17 protein-coding genes are annotated in these 19,165 nt (G+C 63.8%); 8 read left to right on the forward strand and 9 right to left on the reverse strand.

Annotation, left to right across the window (positions count from 1 at the left end; genetic code table 11):
• The first annotated feature begins 117 nt into the window (after window positions 1-117).
• The 6 genes from NKJ08_RS34710 to NKJ08_RS34735 are packed head-to-tail and all read left to right on the forward strand — an operon-like array spanning window position 118 to window position 5,895.
• Entirely contained in the window at window positions 118-600 is a 483-nt protein-coding gene (locus NKJ08_RS34710; RefSeq protein WP_352777387.1) for a (2Fe-2S)-binding protein, read from the forward strand.
• A 13-nt stretch (window positions 601-613) separates the two neighbouring features.
• On the forward strand, window positions 614-1,981 hold the full coding sequence (locus NKJ08_RS34715; protein WP_352524197.1) for a xanthine dehydrogenase family protein molybdopterin-binding subunit: 1,368 nt from the start codon (window positions 614-616) through the stop codon (window positions 1,979-1,981).
• A 1-nt stretch (window position 1,982) separates the two neighbouring features.
• Window positions 1,983-2,987 carry a xanthine dehydrogenase family protein molybdopterin-binding subunit gene (locus NKJ08_RS34720; protein ID WP_337145651.1) on the forward strand — a complete coding sequence of 335 codons (1,005 nt, stop codon included), beginning with the start codon at window positions 1,983-1,985 and terminating at the stop codon, window positions 2,985-2,987.
• A gap of 9 nt (window positions 2,988-2,996) precedes the next feature.
• Window positions 2,997-3,878 carry an AAA family ATPase gene (locus NKJ08_RS34725; RefSeq protein WP_352785689.1) on the forward strand — a complete coding sequence of 294 codons (882 nt, stop codon included), beginning with the start codon at window positions 2,997-2,999 and terminating at the stop codon, window positions 3,876-3,878.
• A complete protein-coding gene (locus tag NKJ08_RS34730; RefSeq protein WP_352524195.1) occupies window positions 3,875-5,008 on the forward strand; it encodes a vWA domain-containing protein in 1,134 nt (377 codons plus the stop codon). The genes NKJ08_RS34725 and NKJ08_RS34730 overlap by 4 nt, the downstream gene beginning before the upstream one ends.
• Window positions 5,008-5,895: an amidohydrolase family protein gene (locus NKJ08_RS34735; protein WP_352777506.1), complete on the forward strand. Its 888-nt coding sequence runs from the start codon at window positions 5,008-5,010 to the stop codon at window positions 5,893-5,895. Before NKJ08_RS34730 ends, NKJ08_RS34735 begins: the two co-directional genes overlap by 1 nt.
• A gap of 210 nt (window positions 5,896-6,105) precedes the next feature.
• On the opposite strand, the gene NKJ08_RS34740 is transcribed toward NKJ08_RS34735, so the two are convergent.
• The 7 genes from NKJ08_RS34740 to NKJ08_RS34770 form a co-directional block, all read right to left on the reverse strand.
• Window positions 6,106-6,513, reverse strand: a complete 408-nt coding sequence (locus NKJ08_RS34740; protein WP_352524194.1) for a carboxymuconolactone decarboxylase family protein — start codon at window positions 6,511-6,513, stop codon at window positions 6,106-6,108.
• 217 nt (window positions 6,514-6,730) lie between these two features.
• Window positions 6,731-8,227 carry a sugar ABC transporter ATP-binding protein gene (locus NKJ08_RS34745; RefSeq protein WP_352524193.1) on the reverse strand — a complete coding sequence of 499 codons (1,497 nt, stop codon included), beginning with the start codon at window positions 8,225-8,227 and terminating at the stop codon, window positions 6,731-6,733.
• Window positions 8,227-9,285 (reverse strand): SMP-30/gluconolactonase/LRE family protein, encoded by a 1,059-nt coding sequence (locus NKJ08_RS34750; protein ID WP_352524191.1) that lies wholly within the window; start codon window positions 9,283-9,285, stop codon window positions 8,227-8,229. Before NKJ08_RS34750 ends, NKJ08_RS34745 begins: the two co-directional genes overlap by 1 nt.
• The gene (locus NKJ08_RS34755; RefSeq protein ID WP_352777393.1) at window positions 9,282-11,405 is read right to left on the reverse strand and encodes an ABC transporter permease; all 2,124 of its coding nucleotides are present in this window, start codon (window positions 11,403-11,405) and stop codon (window positions 9,282-9,284) included. Before NKJ08_RS34755 ends, NKJ08_RS34750 begins: the two co-directional genes overlap by 4 nt.
• An 82-nt stretch (window positions 11,406-11,487) precedes the next feature.
• Window positions 11,488-12,513 carry a sugar ABC transporter substrate-binding protein gene (locus tag NKJ08_RS34760; protein WP_352524188.1) on the reverse strand — a complete coding sequence of 342 codons (1,026 nt, stop codon included), beginning with the start codon at window positions 12,511-12,513 and terminating at the stop codon, window positions 11,488-11,490.
• 60 nt (window positions 12,514-12,573) lie between these two features.
• Window positions 12,574-13,560, reverse strand: coding sequence for an ABC transporter permease (locus NKJ08_RS34765; RefSeq protein ID WP_352524186.1), 987 nt, complete (start codon window positions 13,558-13,560; stop codon window positions 12,574-12,576).
• 280 nt (window positions 13,561-13,840) lie between these two features.
• On the reverse strand, window positions 13,841-15,283 hold the full coding sequence (locus tag NKJ08_RS34770) for a DHA2 family efflux MFS transporter permease subunit (protein WP_352524185.1): 1,443 nt from the start codon (window positions 15,281-15,283) through the stop codon (window positions 13,841-13,843).
• 232 nt (window positions 15,284-15,515) lie between these two features.
• Here NKJ08_RS34770 and NKJ08_RS34775 point away from each other — a divergent pair, with 232 nt between their 5' ends.
• Together NKJ08_RS34775 and NKJ08_RS34780 are read left to right on the forward strand one after the other, a co-directional pair.
• Complete coding sequence (locus NKJ08_RS34775; RefSeq protein WP_352524183.1) at window positions 15,516-16,517, forward strand: ornithine cyclodeaminase family protein; 1,002 nt, start codon at window positions 15,516-15,518, stop codon at window positions 16,515-16,517.
• Window positions 16,514-17,995, forward strand: a complete 1,482-nt coding sequence (locus NKJ08_RS34780) for an HAL/PAL/TAL family ammonia-lyase (protein WP_352524182.1) — start codon at window positions 16,514-16,516, stop codon at window positions 17,993-17,995. Before NKJ08_RS34775 ends, NKJ08_RS34780 begins: the two co-directional genes overlap by 4 nt.
• A gap of 51 nt (window positions 17,996-18,046) precedes the next feature.
• Here NKJ08_RS34780 and NKJ08_RS34785 read toward each other — a convergent pair whose 3' ends face one another.
• Both NKJ08_RS34785 and NKJ08_RS34790 read right to left on the reverse strand, forming a co-directional pair.
• Entirely contained in the window at window positions 18,047-18,847 is an 801-nt protein-coding gene (locus NKJ08_RS34785) for a 3-methyl-2-oxobutanoate hydroxymethyltransferase (protein WP_352524180.1), read from the reverse strand.
• A gap of 37 nt (window positions 18,848-18,884) precedes the next feature.
• Window positions 18,885-19,165: MocE family 2Fe-2S type ferredoxin (locus tag NKJ08_RS34790; RefSeq protein ID WP_352785698.1), on the reverse strand; the 281-nt coding region annotated here is incomplete at its 5' end.

A 19,165-nucleotide genomic window follows, 5' to 3' on the forward strand; every position in this document is an offset into this window, starting at 1 on the left:
CCCCCCCCCCCCACCCCCCCTTGCCTGGTTGGGGGGGGGGGCCGGTTGGTAAAAACCGCCCGGGGGGGGGGGCGGGCGGCCCCCCACAACCCCCCCCCCCCCGCAAGGGAGGAAAACATGGCAAAGGTCCCGGTTCAGTTCACGCTCAATGGCGCCGAAAAGGCCGAATTCATCGACAGCGGCACGACACTGCTTCATGCGTTACGCGACAAGATCGGCGATACCTCGCCGAAGGGCGGCTGCCACCAGGGCACTTGCGGCGCCTGCTCCGTCATCATCGACAGCGAGCTCCGGCTATCCTGCCTGACACTGGCCGAGACCTGCAACGGTGCTGCCATCACCACGACATCAGGCCTTTCGGAAGGCGGCGTTCTGCATCCGCTGCAGCGCGCCTTCCTCGATGCGTTCGCCACGCAATGCGGCTTCTGCACGCCAGGCATGATCATGGCGGCCAAGGTGCTGCTCGACCACACGCCGGAGCCCAGCCGCGACGAGGTGGTCGAGGCGCTGTCCGGCAACATCTGCCGCTGCACCGGCTACGAGCCTATCATCCAGGCGGTGTTGACCGCCGCGCGGTCCAATTCGCAGAACGCGGCTTGAGGGAGTCAGGAAAATGGAACTCCGCAAAAGCTATTTCGCCGACCAGCGCAAGGACGATCTGCATGAGATCGGCCAACCGCGGCCACGTTCGGATTCACCTGGCCATGTCACCGGCAAGACGGCCTATTTCGCCGATCGCAATTTTCCCGGCATGCTGCATCTGAAGATGGTTCGCAGCCCGCACCATCATGCGCGCATCCGCAGCATCGACACGTCCGAAGCGGAAAAGCACCCGGGCGTCGTCAAGGTGCTGACCGCCAAGGACGTGCCGCACAATGTCTACACCATCCTGATCCTGATCCAGATCGGGCCGGAGGACGAGACGGTGCTGGCCGACGGCAAGGTGCGCTGGAAGGGCGAGGCGGTGGTGGCGGTGCTGGCCGAAACCGAGCGCGCCGCACAGGAGGCCGCCGCCAAGGTCAAGGTCGACTACGAGGTGCTGCCGGCCGTGTTCGACATGGAGGAAGCGCTGAAGCCCGGCGCGCCGATAGTGAACGAATATCACGGCCAGAACTATTACCTCTATGACAGCGGCGAATGCCGCAAGGTGCGCTTCGGCGATGTCGAGGCAGGCTTCGCCGGGGCCGACCACGTGCTCGAACAGACCTATCAATCGTCGCCGATCGAGCATGCGCCGACCGAGACGACCGGCTGCATCGTCGCGCCCGAGGGCAATGACCGCTTCACCTGCTACACCAACACGCAGGCGATGTTCTTCACCCTCGACAACGCCTCGATCATCCTGCAGATGCCCGGCAACAAACTGCATTTTGTCGGCGGCACCGTCGGCGGCGGTTTTGGCGGCAAGGTCGATGTCATCGTTGAGCCAATCGCCATCCTCGGCGCCAAACTAACCGGGCGCCCGGTTTGTTTCATCTACAGCCGCGAGGAGGAGATGCAGATTTCCTCGCCGCGCGCGGCGGAAAAAGTCGTCATCAAGGATGGCGTCATGAAGGACGGTCGCATCGTCGCGCGGAAAGTGACCGGCTACACCGATGCCGGCGCCTATTCGCGCCATTCGCCCTATGGCGCACAGAAGGGCGCCGGCCATTATCCCGGGCCGTATACGATCCCGAATGTCTGGATCGACACCTACTGTGTCTACACCAACCGCACCCCCTCCTCCGCCATGCGCGGCTTCGGCGTCACCATCGGCGATTTCGCGCTTGAAGTGCAAATGGACAAGCTCGCCCGGCTGATCGGCATGGACCCGCTCGAATTCCGCTTCGTCAACGCCTATCGCGACGGCGACATGAAGGCGCATCGCCAGCCGACCGAGGGTGCGGCGCTGATCGAGTGCATGCAGGAAGCCTCGCGCGCCGCCAACTGGCCGGTGGCGGAAAAATACCTCTCCATGTCGTCTTACGCGAAGGGAGCTTGAGATGGCGATCAGGCGCGGACGCGGCGTCGCCGCAATCAACTACCCGACCGGCATGAATCTCGGCGGCGACCCGACCCAGGCGCTGGTGCATTCGACGCCGACCGGCAATTTCATGGTCACGCTGTCCAGTGTCGATCTCGGCCAAGGCATGAAGCAGATCATGGCGCAGATCTGCGCCGAGACGATCGGCGTGCCGACCGATCGCGTCGTCGTCGACACCGCCGACACCGACACCGGCCCGCACTGCATGGGCACCTTCGCCTCGCGCGGCACCCACCGCGCCGGCAACGCCGTCATCCAGGCCGCCAGGGAAGCCCGCCAGGTGATGCTCGAAGTGGCGGCCGAGGAGCTGGAAGTCAATGCGTCCGACCTTGAGACCGACGGCCAGGGCAACATCCTGGTCAAGGGCGCGCCGCAGAAATCGATCTCGATCTTCGATGTCGCGCTGTCGGCGCATTTCAAGCGCGGCCGCTCGATTTCCGGCCGCGGCATGTTTTTGATCCCACGCTCGTACCCGGAGAAGGAGACCGGCGCGATGAAGCCGTCGACCTGCTATGCGCATGCCTGCACGGTGGCCGAGGTCGAGGTCGACGACGAGACCGGCGAGGTCACCGTGCTGACGGTGAAGAACGTGTTTGAGATCGGCCGTGCGCTGAACCCGAAAATGGTTGAACAGCAGCTCGTCGGCGGTTCATGGATGGGCATCAGCCATGCGCTCTACGAAACGACCGAACCCTATTATCCCAACCGCGACCATGGCGGCACCGATTTCAACCAGTATCTGATGCCGGGGCCGGGCGATCTTGCCGAAACCGAGATCATCGTGCTGGAACGGCCCTCGGCGGACGGGCCGTATGGCGCCAAGGGGCCGGGCGAGATGTGCGCCAACCCGCAGATCCCGGCGGTGGCCAACGCCGTCTTCGACGCGGTCGGCGTGCGCATCGATACGCTGCCGATCACGCCGGAACGCATCCTGCGGGCGCTGAAGGCGCAAGCATCGAACTGAGTGTTGGAAATGCCCAAGAGAAGTGCCGAGACAGTCGCGACCTCGCCGGAGGCGGTCGCGTCGCGCCTCGCCGCCTCGCGCTATCTGGCCGATGAAAGCCTGGCGACCGCTATCTTCCTGGCGATAAGGCTGGGCAAGCCGCTGCTGCTCGAAGGCGCGCCCGGCGTCGGCAAGACCGAGGCCGCAAAAGCGATAGCTGACGTTCTCGGGCGCGATCTGGTTCGGCTGCAATGCTATGAGGGCATCGACGCAGCACATGCGCTCTACGAATGGAACTACCAGCGCCAGCTGCTCGCCATCCGCCATGCCGGCGAGCACGAGATCGACATCTACGACGACCGCTTTCTGATCGCGCGGCCGCTGCTGCAGGTGCTGAAGGCGCCGGAAAAGCGCGTGCTGCTTGTCGACGAAATCGACCGTTCCGATCATGAATTCGAAGCGCTGCTGCTGGAGTTCCTGTCCGATTTCCAGATCAGCATTCCCGAGCGAGGCACCATTCGCGCGACGGCGCAGCCGATCGTCATCCTGACTTCGAACCGCACCCGTGAGCTGGCGGAAGCGCTGCGGCGTCGCTGCGTCTATCACTGGATCAGCTATCCCGATGCCGGGCGCGAGGCCGAGATCATCAGGCTGCGCGCGGGCGACGGCGCCAAGGCCACGGCGCGCGCCGGGGCCTCTGCCGTCCGCGACATCCGCGCCCGCCCGCTGGCCAAGCCGCCCGGCATCGCCGAGGCGGTCGAATGGGCCAATGCCGCCACCATCCTCGAAAAGGGCGGCAGCCCGTGGCCGGAAGCGTTTCGCCGCGCCATCGGCGTGCTGATCAAGGACGAGGAGGACCTTTCCTGCATCGCGCCCGAGCTCGGCAAAATTGTCGAGGAGGCGCTGGCGTGAGTGCCGCAGCCCTGCCTCAAGGGGCGAGGCCCTTCCTCGGCTTCGGCCGGCTGCTGCGCCGCTACGGCTTCCCGGTGGCGCCCGAGCAGGTGTCCGGTTTCATGCAGGCGGTGACGCTGCTTGGGCCGCGCTCAATGAGCGACATCCATGAGGCGGCCCTTGCCATGCTGGCGCCACCGCCCGACCGCCGCGACGAATTCGAGGCGTATTTCCAAAGCCATTTCTATGGAAGCAGCGCGGTCCTGGCCGAAGGCGACAGCGACGAGGAAACCCGGATCAAGGACGATGGCGGATCGAGCGAACAGGAAATCAAAGTGATCCGCCAGGAGGAAGGCGGCGAACTGTCTTCGGCCAGCGAACAGTTGAGCGTCCGCGAGTTCCAGCGCGACAGCGACGGGCTTGCCGCCTTCCGCCGCAAGCTCGCAACCGCTTTGCCCGCCCGCCGCTCCTTCCGCACGGTGCGCACGCATTTGCGCGGCAAGCTCGATCTGCGCCGTTCGCTTAGGGAGATCGTCAGTGCCGACGGCGATGTGCCGTCGCCGCTGCTGCGCAGGCGGCAGAGCGTGCCGCGCAAACTTCTCATTCTGATCGACGTGTCCGGCTCGATGAAACTCTACACCGCCGACTACCTCAAGCTGGTGCATGCGGCCGTGCAAGGCGCCGACCGAGCGGAGGTATTCACTTTCGGCACACGGCTGACCCGCATCACCTCGGCGCTGCGCATTCGCGACCGCGACCAGGCGCTCGCCCGCGTGGCCGCGCAGGTCGACGACTGGGACGGCGGCACCCGCATGGGGCCGACGCTGCTCGCCTTCCTCTCAGTACCGCGCTTTTCGGCATTTGCACGCGGGGCGGCGATCGTCATCCTGTCGGATGCGCTGGAGCGTGGCGACCATGCCGAGCTGGAGATGGCGATGCGCCGGCTGAGCGCCCGCGCCTATCGGCTTTCGCTGGCAACGCCATTGGCCGGCGATCCGCGTTTCCAGCCGGCCACGGCAGCACTTCGCGCCATCCTGCCGGTGCTCGACGATCTGGTCGACGGCTCGTCGATCGCCGGCCTCACCGATTTCATCCTGTCGCTCGCCCGCCCTGCCCCGGCGGCCGCGGCAATCTGGACGAGGGTTTCATGATGCAGAAGGCGATCGACGCGCATTTCCACATCTGGCGCCGAGAGGACCAGCCCTGGCTGCGCGGGCCGATGGTGCCGCGCATCTTTGGCCCTTACGAGCCGATCCGCCGCGACTATCCGATCGAGGAATTCCTCGCCGACCAGCAAGGCTCGGGCGTCGAGAAGGCGGTCTATGTGCAGACCAACTGGGCGAAGGAGGATTTCGAGAACGAGGTCGCCTTCCTGCAGAAGACCGCGGAAGAAACCGGCTGGCCGCACGCCATCGTCGGCTATGCCGACATGACGGTGGACGACGTGCGTCACCAGATCGACCGGCTGATCAAGTATCCGCTGCTGCGCGGCGTGCGCATGCAGCTGCACTGGCACGAAACGCCGGCCTTCCGCTTTGCCCCGTCCGCCGATCAGGTCATCGACCCGAAGGTGCGGGCCAACGTGGCGCGGCTGAAGGACTATGGCCTGTCCTTCGACCTGCAGCTTTTCCCGGCCCAGATGAGAGACGGGTTGACGCTGGTCGGCGACAATCCGGAGACCAATTTCATCCTCACCCATGCCGGCATGCTGACCGACATGGAGCGGGAGACCACAGAGGCCTGGAAGGCCGGTCTGCGCACGCTGTCGGCGGCGCCCAACCTCTATGCAAAACTGTCCGGCCTCGGCACCTTCGTCCACCGCAACGATCCGGCGCTGATCGCCTATATCGTCGACAACGCGATCGACATCCTCGGCAGCGATCATCTGATGTTCGGCTCGAACTTCCCGATCGAGAAGTTGTGGACCAGCCATTCCGAGCTGATCAAGGCGCACCGGGAAGCGGTGGCGAAACACGGCGCGGCGGCCGAGGCGGATATTTTCTGGAACACGGCGGAGAAGGTATATCGGCCGGCGTGAGACGCGCAGACCTCCCCTTCTCCCCCTGTGGGACAAGGTGGATCGGCGCGAAGCGCCGAGACGGAAGGAACGCGACGGAGGAAATATGAAGCAATTTAAGCACTTACGCTTCAATGTTGCGATCCTTCCGGCACCCCTCATCCGACCGAGCTTCGCTCGGCCACCTTCTCCCACAAGGGGAGAAGGGAAGGCGCCGCGTCTCGCCTCGCCTCACCTCACCTCAAACTCTGGATCGACCGGAACCTGCATCGCCGTCACCAAATGATTGGTCTGCCCGGCCAGCCCGATGATCGCCACCAGTTCGCCATGCTGCGCGTCGGTCATGCCCTTGGCGCGGGCCGCCGCCGTGTGGGAATGGACGCAATAGGAGCAGCCATTGGCGGTCGAGACCGCGATGTAGATCATCTCCTTGGTCAGCGGGTCGATGACGCTGTCCGCGATCATCACTACCTTCAGCTGTTCCCAGATCCGCTTCAGCGCTGGGGGATCATTGGCCAGCCCACGCCAGAAATTGTTGACGAAATCGGATTTGCGCGTCGCACGGATGTCGTCGAACACCGCCTTGACCGCCGGGATTTTTTCCACCTCGGCATCGCTCAGAAGTCTTGTGGTGGCCATGGCATTTCCTTTCGCTTGATCGTCGTGTGAATTGAATCAGGCCTTGAGCAATCGCTGCCAATCCATTCGCTGATTCACTTTTCCGGCGGCGACGTAGAGATTCAGGTCAGGCCGAGTCGAAAATGGTGGATTCCGAGAACCGGAGCGGAGCGTACTTTTCGTACGTGAGCACCGGAAGCGCAGGAAGCCGCCATTTGCAGGCCGGCCTCAGCTGAATCTAGTGAACCGCCGCATACATGATCTTCTCCTCCGTCGCCTCGGCCGGCGAGAACTCCTCGACGATGCGGCCCTGCCGGCAGACCAGGATGCGGTCGGACAGGTTCATGATCTCAGGCAGGTAGGACGAGATGACGACGACTGCGAGGCCTTCATCGGCCAGCCGGTTGATGATCTGGTGGATCTCGGCAATCGCGCCGACATCGACGCCGCGCGTCGGCTCGTCGAAGATGACGATGCGCGGTTTCTGCACCAGTCCCTTGCCGATCACCACCTTTTGCTGGTTGCCGCCCGAGAGCTCGACCACGCGGGCATTGTCGTTGATCGCCTTGACATTCAGCGTCTTTGTCCATTCGGCCGAGAGCGTCCGCATCTCCTGCGCGTTGATCACCCAGCCCTTTTCCCGCCCTGCCGCCAAAAAGCCGCCGAACAGGTTCTCGGCGACGTCCATGGTCTCGAAAATCCCCTCGCTCTTGCGGTCTTCGGTGACATAAACGATGCCGTCCGCCACGGCCTCGCTGGGCACGAGATAGCGCACCGGCCGGTCGTCCAGCTCGATAGTGCCGCCGCGCAGGAAGTCGCGCTTGTAGATGCCGGAGACGATCTTGAACGTCTCGGTGCGGCCCGAGCCGATCAGTCCGAAGACGCCGGTGATCTGGCCCTCGAAGATCGAAAAGGAATTGTTGCGCACGACATTGCTCATCGAGATGTCCTGCACCGACAGCACTTTCTTGCCGGGCTTGCGCAGTTTCGTTTCGTCGCGCTGGCTGTAGAGCTGTCCCGAAAGCGTGCGCCCGACCATGGCGGCAACGATCCTGTCGCGATCGAAGGCGGCGGTATCGTCGGTGATCACCAGTTCACCGTCGCGCAGGATGGTGATGCGGTCGGCGATATCAAGCGCCTCTTCGAGCGCATGACTGATGAAGACGATCGACACACCCCTTCCCTTGAGCCGGCGGATCAGTGCGAAGAAGTGCCGCTTTTCCTCTGGTGTCAGCGTCGCTGTCGGCTCGTCGAAGATGATGATCTCGGCATTGTGGTGGACGGCGCGCGCGATCTCGACCATCTGCCGCTTGGCCGCACCCAGCGTCGCCACAATGGCGTTCGGATCGACGGGAAAGTTCAGCGATTGCAGGAACTGCTGCGCCGAAATGTAGGTGCCGCGCAGTCGGTTGAGAAAGCTTTCGGTACCCAGATAAAGGTTCTGCGCCACCGTCATCGACGGCACCAGGCTGGTCTCCTGGAACACCATGGCGATGCCGGCTTGAAGTGCCGCATGCGGCGAGGCGTAGGCGATCTCCTGGCCCTTGTGGAACATCTTTCCCGATGTCGCGTCGACGACGCCGGCGATGATCTTGGTCAGCGTCGATTTTCCCGCACCATTCTCGCCGAGCAGCGCGTGGATCTCGCCCTTGCGCAGCTCGAAGCTGACACTCTTCACCGCGGGCACACCGCGATAGGTCTTGGTCACGTTCTCCAGGCGGACGATCGGCTCCATCAGCGATGCCCTCCTGAAGCCAGATCGATGGCCAGCAGGCAATCGCCGCCTTTCGAAGCGATGAACAGACGACCGTCCCGTTCCATCGCGCTGCAAATGCCGTGGCGCGTGCCGTTGGCGCGGCTGTGCAAACTGTGCTGCGGCTGCATGTCCCGGTCGAGCTTGACCACCAGCCCGTAGGAGCGGCTCGGCGACCACGGCTTGTGGATGCCCATGGTGCGGATGCCGCCGCATTGCAGCGGCTCGAGGAAGCTTCGGTTGGAGGCGAGCGCCGGCGCGATCCAGTGTTGCGGCGGCACTTGCGTCAGCATGTCGTTTCGATAGTGCGTTTCCTGCAGTACGAATTCGATCAGACGGTTGCGCGGCGCAAACAGCGTCAGCCAGGCGCCGCCATCGGCGGCAGGCGACAGCCGTGCGGGATAGCCGGGCAGATGCGCCAGCACCGTCGAGCGGCTGCCTGTCGCGCCATCGAAGCGGACAAGTTGATGGCGCCAGCTCTCGCTGACCAGCACATCCTTGCCGGCAGGATGCAGCCCATAAGGAAAGGCGATGTCGCCGGCGACCTTGCGGAATTCGCTGCCCGCCGGTTCACGCTTCCACAGCGAACCCGATGCCCCCTTCTTCATCAGGTCGGCAGCCCATTCCGACGGCGCATGTTCGGCCGAGCCATTGGCCAGCCAAAGTGCGCCATCTGCCGCATAGGCGAGTGCTGTAATGCAGCGGATCTCTGCCGGCAGGGGAGCCTCCTTGCCGGCAATCAAAAGCTTGCCGCTTTCGAGCCCCACGGTCAGTTCGCCGGCGGGCGAAAGCGCAAGCGCGGTAACGCGCGAGGGAAATGTCTCAACCATCGTTGGCGCGCCAGCGGCGGCGGCCGTGTAGACGGCATTGCCGCTGGAGGCCATCAACCGGCCGTCGGCGACCAGCAGATTGTCGGGCTCGGTCAGATCGGCAAAATCCGGCGCATCGTCCAGCAGCGTATTCGGCCTGAAGGCACCGTCAAGCGGCGGGATTGTCACCGCCTTGCCGCGAAAGATGTCGAGGATCGGGTCCAGCATCATGGCTTGGCACCCCAATAGGAAGCGGGGCTGGTCCAGTTCGGATCGGCGCCGGCAATCCTGTAGCGGCCGATGCGGTTGTTCAGGATACCGCCGACGAAGAGATAGCCCTTGTGCTCGCGCATCGAGGTCACCATCGGATGCGTGGCGCCCGACAGGTCGCCCATCGCTTCGACGATGCCGCCCGTCTCGTTGAATTTCACCACACCTCCGGTGTTGATGTTGGGGAACAGCCATTCGTCCTGCGGCAACCGGCGCGTCATGCGCTTGCGCATGTCTGGATGGCGCAGCGACAGGTCGAAGCTCGGCGTGCGCATGCCAAGCCAGGCCATCCAGTAATTGCCGTCGGAGGCACGGTTGATGTTGTCGGGGTAGCCAGGCATGTCGCGGATGACGCATTCAGCGGTGCCCGCCTTCGGCCCTTCCAACCAATAGCGGTGCACGCGGCAGGCCCAGCTTTCGGCAAAAAACAGCGACTTGCCGTCATGCGCCATGCACACCCCGTTGGTGTAGCGGTAGCCGTCGAGCAATGTCTTCGTCGAACCGTCCTTCGGGTCATAAACGAGCAGCCGCCCGGTGGCGCGGTTCTCGATCGAATCCAGCGCCCAGTCGTGCGCGTCATAGCGCTTGGTGGAGTCGGTGAAATAGATGCGGCCGTCCGGCGCGATATCGCAATCATTGGGATCGCGCAGCCGCGCATCGTCGACGATCGAGGTCCAGGAGCGCGACGTTTCCGCCGAAAGCCGCTTCACCTCCCGCTCCGGTGAGACCGAATAAAGCCCCATCGCGCCGACGCAGCTGATCAGATTGCCTGTTTTGTCGAAGGCCAGGCCGAGCGGAAAGCCGCCAATATGGGCAAAGACCTCGGAGCGTTTGTAATCCGGTGCGAAGCAACGGACGATCTCGCCATGCCTGGTGCCGCAATAGAGATGATCGTCGCGGTCGAGGATGACGTCTTCCGGCCCTTCCAGCTCGCCGAGCCCGATATGGTCAGCCTCCGAGAGCCGGTTGTCGAGTTCGAAAGGGGTGCCGGAGCCCGGTGCCGCCGACTGCGTTGCGCCCATCTTCAGATAGACCGGTGCGACGTAGACCTCGTCCAGCACCTTGTGTCGGTTCTTCAGCCAGCGAATGTCGATCGTGACCGCGACCGCCAGCATGATGCCCAGCACCATCTGGTTGGTGCCGGTGCCATAGCCCAGCCGAATCAGCCCGTTGGTCATCGTCAGCACGATGATCGCGCCCATCAGCCCCTTGATCACCGAACCGCGGCCGCCACCCAGACTGACGCCGCCGACGACCGCCGCCGTCAACGCCATGACCTCAAGGTTGAGGCCTGTGCCCGGCCCTGCCCCGCTCAGCCGGCAGGCAATAAGGAAGCCGCCGAGCGAGGCGCAGAAGCCGGAGAACACATAGGTCATGAACACGGTGCGGCGCACGCGGATACCGGCATTGTGGGCCGAGCGCCGCGACCCGCCTACCGCCTGCACATGCCAACCGGGCCGCGAGCGCGTCAGCGCGACGTGGGTGATGATGGCCAGGATAATCGCCGCCCACACCGCGACCGAGAGGCCCCAGAAGGTATCGTCGCCGATGAAGTCCAGCACATCCGATGTGGCATTGGAAAGCTGGACGTCGGCGGCATAGGTGGTGACCAGTATGTCGAACAGCGCCCGGCCGAAAATGAAGGTGACCAATGTCGTCAGAAAAGCGCGCAGCCTGAAATAGCCGATCAGATAGCCATTGATCGCGCCGAACAGCAGGCCGGAGGCGATCGAGGCGGCCAGCGCCAGCCACACCGATTGTTCGAGGATGAAGAAGACAAAGACCGCGGAAAAACACGACAACGCGAAGATCGAGCCGACCGAAAGGTCGATGCCGCCGCCCAGCATGACCACCGTCATGCCGGTGACGACCAGCGAGAACTCGCCGAGCTGGCGGGTCGATTCCTGCAGCGACATCGGCTTGAAGAAGCCCGGAATGATCGAACCGAACGTCGCCAGCGTCGCCACCAGCGCCAGGAAAGGAATGGCGTTGTCGGTCCAGCGTTTGCTCAGTATCTCGCCGACGAGGTGGTCGGGCACGAGATTGTAGCGCCAGGACTGAAGGCGTTCGCGAAAGGACATCGGTTGCTGCTGCCACTCAAGAGAGAAAGAGGCGGCCGAACCCGGTCCGGCCACCTCGTCGATGCGTGCAACGGACCGCGGTTTACTTGGCCGCAGCTTGGGCTTGCAGTGCTTTCAAGTCCCAGCAGCTGTCTGGCTTGAGGTCGGCCTTGGTTGTCGCCTTCTCCAGCGTGTAGATGTAGGTGTGCGACGTGCCGGCCGGCTGGCCGCTCTGCAGCAGGAATTTGATGACGGCATTCATGTCGCCCGACTGGCGGGCAAGATCGGTCATCACCACCGCGCCATAGGTGCCGTCCTGCAACTTGTCGCAGTCGGCGGTCTTCTCACCACCGCCGGTGGTGACCAGGAACACCTTGCCGTCAAGCTTGGCGTCGCGGATCGCAGCCGAAGCACCGGTCGCGTCGCCGTCCCAGAAATCGATGATGGCGCAGATGTCGGGGTTCTGCTGCAGCATCGTCGTCGTCACATTGCGCGAGGTCGTCGCATCCCAGTTGGAGTCCGGCTTGGCCACGACCTTGAAGTCGGGGTTCTTGTCCAGGACCTTCATGATGCCGGCATATTGGTAGAGGCTCGACGAGTTGGCCTGGTCGCCCTGCACCAGCCCGATCTTCTTGGAGGAGTTCGGCCCACAACCCTTGATTGCCGCTTCGGCTTCGAGCTGGCCGAGCCGATCCCAGTCGCTGCCGACAAAGGCATCGGCCGGGAAGTTCGCCGGATTGTCGACCAGCAGGACATAGGTGCCGGCGGCCTGCGCCTTCTTCATCAGCTTGGCATAGGAGTTGAGGTCCGGCGAGTGGATGATCAGCACGTCCGGCCTGGTGTCCGACGAGATCGCGTCGGTTATCGCCTGCGCGCCCGCATCGACCACCCAGTTCGGATCGCGCGTTTCGAAGATGCCGCCCCAGGCCTCGACCTCCGTCTTCAGGAAATGCGCCCAGCCCTGTGCCAGGTCGAAGCCCATGGCCATCGGAACCAGCATCACGCGCTTGCCCTTGAGCGCTTGCGAATAGGCGGCCGGACCCGGATCCTCGGCGGCGAAGCTTGGCGCCACGAAGGCGGAGACAGCAAGCGCTGCCGCGGCAGCCATAAATGTCCCGATGATTCTCATGTCACATCCTCTGGTTTGGTTATTGTCGTTCGCGGCCGGCCCCCAACCGTCCGCCTCAGTCTAAATGTCGCCTTGCTGGGCGGTCTGCTCGTCGCGCGGATTGATGAAGCCGTCGACGATGATCGCCGCCAGCAGGATCGCCGCCTTGATCAGGTTCTGATAGAGCAGCGGAATGTCGATGATGGTCATGGCGTTGAGCAGGATTCCGATCAGCGCGGCACCGACCAGCACGTTGCGCACCCCGCCCCGCCCGCCCGACAGGCCGATGCCGCCGATCACCGCCACCAGCACGATGTCGTAGAGCAGCGTGGAGTTGACGATACGGGTGTTGATCGAATGCAGGCTCGCGGCAGTGAGCAAGCCGGCCACCAGCGAGACCAAGGCCGACAGCACATAGCGCAGCACCAGCATCGGGCGCACCGGAATGCCGATGTTGCGCGCCGCGACCGGATTGTCGCCGGCGAAATAGACGTAGCGGCCCCATTTGGTGTAGCGCAGGAACAGGAAAAAGGCGAAAGCCAGCCCGGCGAAGACAAAGACCTCGACCGGGATGTCGAGGAAGCGCAGCCCGCCCAAAAGCTCGACCCAATGGCCGGGCGGCACCGGCACGGCGTCCTGCGTGATCAGTTGCGAACGCACATAGCCGAAGACGAAGGACGCGGTCGCCAGCGTCACGAAGATCGCCGGGACCTCGGCGTAGGCGACCAGGATTCCGTTCAACAGCCCGATGGCGAGAACACCGGCGAGCACATAGGCGAAGGCCAGCCCGTCGGACGTCCCCGAATTCAGCAGTTGCAAATACCACGCGACCGACATGGCCATGATCGCCACCGCCGACAGATCGATGCCTCTGCCGATAATGACGACCGCCATGCCGAGGGCCAATATGCCCAGCACCGAGACCGAGCGCACGATGGCAACGAGATTGTTCGAGTTGATAAACCCGGGCAGCCCGATCGCAGCGGCAATGAACAGCACAACCGCGATGGCAAAGACAATGCCCTCCTGGTTCAGGCTTCTCCAGTTTAGCCAGCCGATCGCGTTCATTGCCCGCTTTCACCCGCGATGGCTACGCCCTGCTCCCTCTGCGGCCATCGGAACGAAAGCTAATCGGCTCAAGACCAATTCGTCAAATGAATCCGCGCATTGCAGGCCGGCTTGCGAGGAAATTCTGCTGTTGGGCGCATTGATTGGCGACGCCGGCGCAATGCCCGGAACTCAAGCACTTTTGCAATTGATCGTGCCGATCGAACCGCTGGCGAAGGTTCGCTCCAAGACGAGCGGAGCAAGCAGAATTTATGTCCGCGCTCGCCGCGGAGTTCCCGCGTCAAATCCGCAAAACATGGCCCGAGACCTCGGCGCCGGCGGCCTTCGGCAACGCCAGAAAGCGAAACGAGGCGACGAGCCCGATTGCGCCGATCACCAGGAAGGCAAGGCGGAAGTCGACGAGATCGAGCGCCGCCACGCCCCTGGCGATCTGCGACAGGTTGAGCAGTGCCGCCGCGACCGCTACGCCGAACAGCATCGCCACCTGCTGCAGCATACTGGACAGCGTTGCCGCCGAACTGCGCTGCGGCGAGGCCACGTCGGCGAAGGCCAGCGTGTTGAGCGCGGTGAACTGCATCGAACGCGACAGTCCGGCGATCAGCATCAGCACCACCACCAATGCTTGCGGCGTCTGGGGCGAAAGCGCTGCGCAAGCCATGATCGACAAAGAGGCGATCACCCCGTTGACGATCAGCACCGAACGGAAGCCGAAGCGCCTCAGCGTCGGCGTCGTCACCGCCTTCATGCCGAGATTGCCGAGGAAATAGGCCAGGATCATCATGCCCGCATCGACCGGGCTCAGGCCGAAGCCGACCTGGAACAAAAGCGGCAGCAAGAATGGCGTGGCGTTGATGGCGATCCGGAAAATCGTGCCGGCCGACAGCGTCGAGATGGCAAAAGTCTGCACCTTGAACGCTGTGAGATCGAGCAACGGATGGTTGGCGCGTCCCAGATGCCGCGCCGCCAGCCAGCCGACCAAAATGCCCGTGCCGAGCAGTGCCACGGTCGGCAACACACCGTCTTCCGGATGCGCGATGCGCTCGAGGCCATAGAGCATCGAGGCGAGCCCGACGGAGGTCAGCAGGAAGCCCGGCCAGTCGAGCGGCTTGGCCCCGGCTTCGCGGTCGCCAGGAATGAAGCGGGCGACCAGCAACAGGCCGGCAACGCCGAGCGGAATGTTGATGAAGAAATTCCAGTGCCAAGAGAGATAGGTGGTGATGAAGCCGCCAAGTACCGGCCCGACCACCGGCGCAAACAGCGCCGGCCAGGTGATCAGCGCGGTGGCGCTGAGAAGCTCGGATTTCGGCGCATTGCGCAGCACCAGGATGCGGCCGACCGGCGTCATCAGCGCGCTGCCCAGGCCCTGAACCGCGCGCGCCGCGACGAATTCGGTCAGGTTCTGTGAGATGCCACAGGCGATCGAGGCCAGCGTGAACAGGGCGATCGCCACGAGGAAGATGTTGCGCGCGCCGAAACGGTCCGCGAGCCAGCCGGACAGCGGCACGAACACCGCCATGGTCAGCATATAGACGGTGATGCCGATGCTCATCGCCACCGCCGGCACGCCGAAGGATTCTCCCATCTGCGGCAGCGATGTCGAGATGATCGTCGAATCCAGAAGCTGCATGAAAAAGGCGACGGCGACAATCAACGCCACCCGCCGGGCTTGCTGCGCCGCCGTCGTGGCTTCGGGCAAGGGGTCGTTTTCGGGAATGGCGGTCATGCGCAGAACTGTCCGAAGGGAATTTTCTCCCGCTCCATCGGCAACCGCCCAATTGTCCGGCAAACCGATGACGCACCGGTTTCAACAGTATTTGGGCGGCGTCGTCCAGACATGGGCAACAAACTTTCATGTGACATCGCAGCCGGTTATGCGATGACTTAGCCCTGCCGCCGAACCGGCCTTTTACAATCCGCGATGACGCTTCGCTCTTTCTGACCAGGAATCTTCTCGCATGAAGCCCATCTATATCGATTATCTGAACGCCCTCGACATCGATGCCTTGGCAATGACTGACGCCGAAATCATCGGTGCGGTCGAGGCGGGCCTGGTGGCGCAAGGCAACGGCCAGACCGTGATCGAGCCGCGCGTCCATCTTGAGCCGGACCCGTCCTTTCACGGTCATTTCAATGTGCTCCGCGGCTACGTCGCGCCGCTCGATGCTGCCGGCGTCAAGATCGTCGGCGACTATGTCGACAATTATCTGCACGGCCTGCCGTCGGAATTCGGCATCCTCAACCTGTTTGACCCGCGCACCGGCACACCACGTGCCATTCTCGACGCCACCGTCATCACCGACATGCGTACCGGCGCCGTCACTGCGATTGGTGCGAAACATCTGGCGAAAAAGACGTCAAAGATCCTCGGCCATATCGGCGCGCGCGGTACCGCCTACTGGAACGTGCGTCTGCTCGATCATCTGTTCGACTTCAACGAGATCCGCGTGCATTCGCGCCGACCGGAAAGCCGCGACGGTTTTGCCGCCAAGCTGTCCGCCGATCTCGGCAAGCCGGTCACGGCCGTCGCCGACTGGCGTTCCTGCATCGAAGGCGCCGATATCGTCGTCGAGGCCTCGCGGCTGCCGGAACCGCAGCCGCTGCTCAAGACAGAATGGATCAAGCCCGGCGCGCTGGTCGTACCCTACGGCACGATGAGCGCGGTGGAGCTGTCGCTGACCGATATTATGCAGAAAATCGTCGTCGACGACTGGGGCCAATGCAAGGGTGGTAAATTCGGCTCCTTGCGCGCCCATGTCGAGACAGGACGGCTCAGCGAAGAGACTCTGCACGCCGAGCTTGGCCAGATCGCCGCCGGCCTCAAGCCTGGGCGGCAAAGCGACGACGAGACGATCCTGTTCTGGCATCGCGGCCTGTCGCTCTCCGACATCGCACTGGGCAAGGCAATGCTGGCCAAGGCGCAGGTGCAAGGCATCGGCCAGCGGTTGCGCTTCGCATGAGCTCGCTCGTCCTCACCGGGTCCGGCGTCAGCGTCGAAGACGTCGCAGCGGTGGCCCGCGACGGCCGCAAAGTCGAGGTGGCGCCTTCGGTTATCGACAGGCTTCACAAAGCACGAAAAGTGCTCAATGACGCCGCCGCATCCGGGCAGCAGATCTATGGGCTGAACACCGGGCTTGGCGCCAATCTCGGCACGTCGGTGAGCGGCGACGCCAGCGCCTTCCAACGTCAGTTGCTGGAGGGACGCAGCGGCGCTATCGGCGATGCGCTGCCGCAAGAGATCGTGCGCGCGACGATGCTTACCCGCGCATCGATGCTTTCGGCCGGCGGTTCGGGCATTTCGCCCGACGTGTTTGTCGCCTTGGTCGAGGCGCTCAATACGGGCGTCCATCCGGTTATGCCGTCGCTGGGTTCAATCGGCGCCGGTGATCTGGTGCTGATGGCAGCACTTGGCCGCATGCTGATCGGCGAAGGCGAAGCCGACTATCAGGGCCGGCGCATGCCGGCGGCCAAGGCGCTGACGTTGGCGCGCCTCGCCCCCGTCAGCCTCGCACCCAAGGACGGACTGTCGCTGATCAACGCCTCGGCCGTGGCGGCCGGCAGCGGCGCGCTGGCGGTGGTCGATGCACTGTCGGCCTTGGCACAGCAGCAGCAGGCCGGCGCGCTGACCATGGAAGGCATCGGCGCCAACCAGACGATCCTCGACCCACGCCTGCAGACGGCACGGCCGGCGGCTGGCCAGGAAGAAGCAGCAAAAGGCCTGCGCGATCTACTTGCCGGTGAGGAAGGGCCGGCGCCGACTACCTTGCAGGATCCGCTGTCGATCCGCTGCATGCCGTCGATCCATGGCGCGTTGCTACGGGCGATCGATCAGGCGCGGCAGGCGGTCGAGATCGAAGTCAACGCCGCCGCCGACAATCCGCTGGTGCTGGCCAACGACAAGCTGGTGCTGTCGACCGGCAATTTCCACACTGCGTCGCTGTCGCTGGCCTTCGAGACGCTCGGCCTGGCGATCGCTCAAGCCGCAGCCGCCAGTGCCGCCCGCTTCATCCAGCTCACCGGCTCCGGCCGCCACGGCCTGCCCAGATATCTGTCGCCGATCGGCGGTGCTTCGGCCGGTTTCGTGCCGCTGCAAAAGACCGTCACGGCGATTCTCGCCGCCATCCGCCACAAGGCCAACCCGGTGATGCTTGATTTCCTGCCGGTTTCGGAGGGCGTCGAGGATCACGCGACCCAGACACCCCTGGCCATTGCGAAATGCGCCGACATGATCGGGCTATGGCGGCGGCTGATCGCCTTCGAACTGATGGCCGCGGCACAGGCCGTCGACCTGCGTGACGGGCTGACACTGGCGCCGGGCACGGCGGGAATTCATGCAGCGGTGCGTGCCCTCGTCGCGCCGCTCAAGGAAGACAGAGCGCTGGGCATTGACGCCGAGGCGCTTTACGCTGCACTGGCTACCGGAACATGGCGGCCATAGCCGGCCGTCGCATATGCCGGCTGACGATGAGCAAGCCCTGGCCGGCGTGTCTCATCCGGCGTCGAGCTTCTCCAGGAACAGGCTGAGCTGGTCCGGATCCATATGCACCACATGCCTGTCCTCGGGATATGCCAGGCTGTTCACATCAGCGACATATTCGGAAAAGGCGGCGATGCGTTCGGCCTGCAGGCGGTCGTATTCGGCGGCGAAATTGCGATAGACCTTGGAATGGCGAGGCATGTGGCCCCGGTTCTGGCCAAGTATGTCGTCGGCGAACAGATACTGCGCGTCGCAGCCGGTGCCCGCCCCCATCGACAGCATGACCAGCGAGGTGCGTTCCGAGATTGCCTTGGCCACCTCCACCGGGACCACTTCGATCTCGGCGCCGATCGCGCCGGCGGCCTCCAGCTGTTTCACCGCCTCGAACACCTGCATGGCGGTGTCTGCGGTCTTGCCGACAGCCTTGAAGCCGCCGGTCCAGGTGGCGCGTGACGGGATGAGGCCGACATGGCCGATCACCGGAATGGCATCGTCTGCCATTCGCTTGATGGTGGCATAGCCGGCGCTGCAATAGACCGCATCGGCGCTGGCCTTGTAAAGCCGGAACGCCCAGCGGACGAAATCATCGGCGGTGCCGATCTCGAAGAAATTCTCGCCCGGCATGGTGAACAGGCTGGGTGCCGCATCGCGGTACTGCGGATTGAGCACCAGCTCCGGCGGCACCGAGACGATATCGACGCCGGCGCGTTCGGCGGCCTCGGCCTCGTCCATCGTCAGCACGCGCAGCATCGTCAATTGCCGCTTGCCCTTCATGGCGCGCAGGTCTGCAATCGTGGGTCTTTTCCGGCTCATCGATTCTGGTCCCCTTTGTTGCATGTATGGAGGGCGGTTAGGCGATCTGGATCATCACCTTGCCAGCTTCGACCTTGACCGGATAGGTGTTGAGGTTGACACAGACGGGAGCGCCTTTTGCCTGGCCGGTCTTGTAATTGAAGCGGCCATTGTGCTTGGGGCATTCGATGATGTCGTCCATGACAAGCCCATCGGCCAGATGCGCCTTCTCATGCGTGCAAAACCCGTCGGTGGCGAAGAATTCATCGTCCGGCGAACGATAGATAGCGAAGGTGCGGCCGCCATGGTCGAAGCGGATGACATCCTCTTCGTCGACAT

The sequence above is a fragment of the Mesorhizobium sp. M0244 genome (genome assembly GCF_040321795.1).
Taxonomy (GTDB): Bacteria; Pseudomonadota; Alphaproteobacteria; order Rhizobiales; family Rhizobiaceae; genus Mesorhizobium.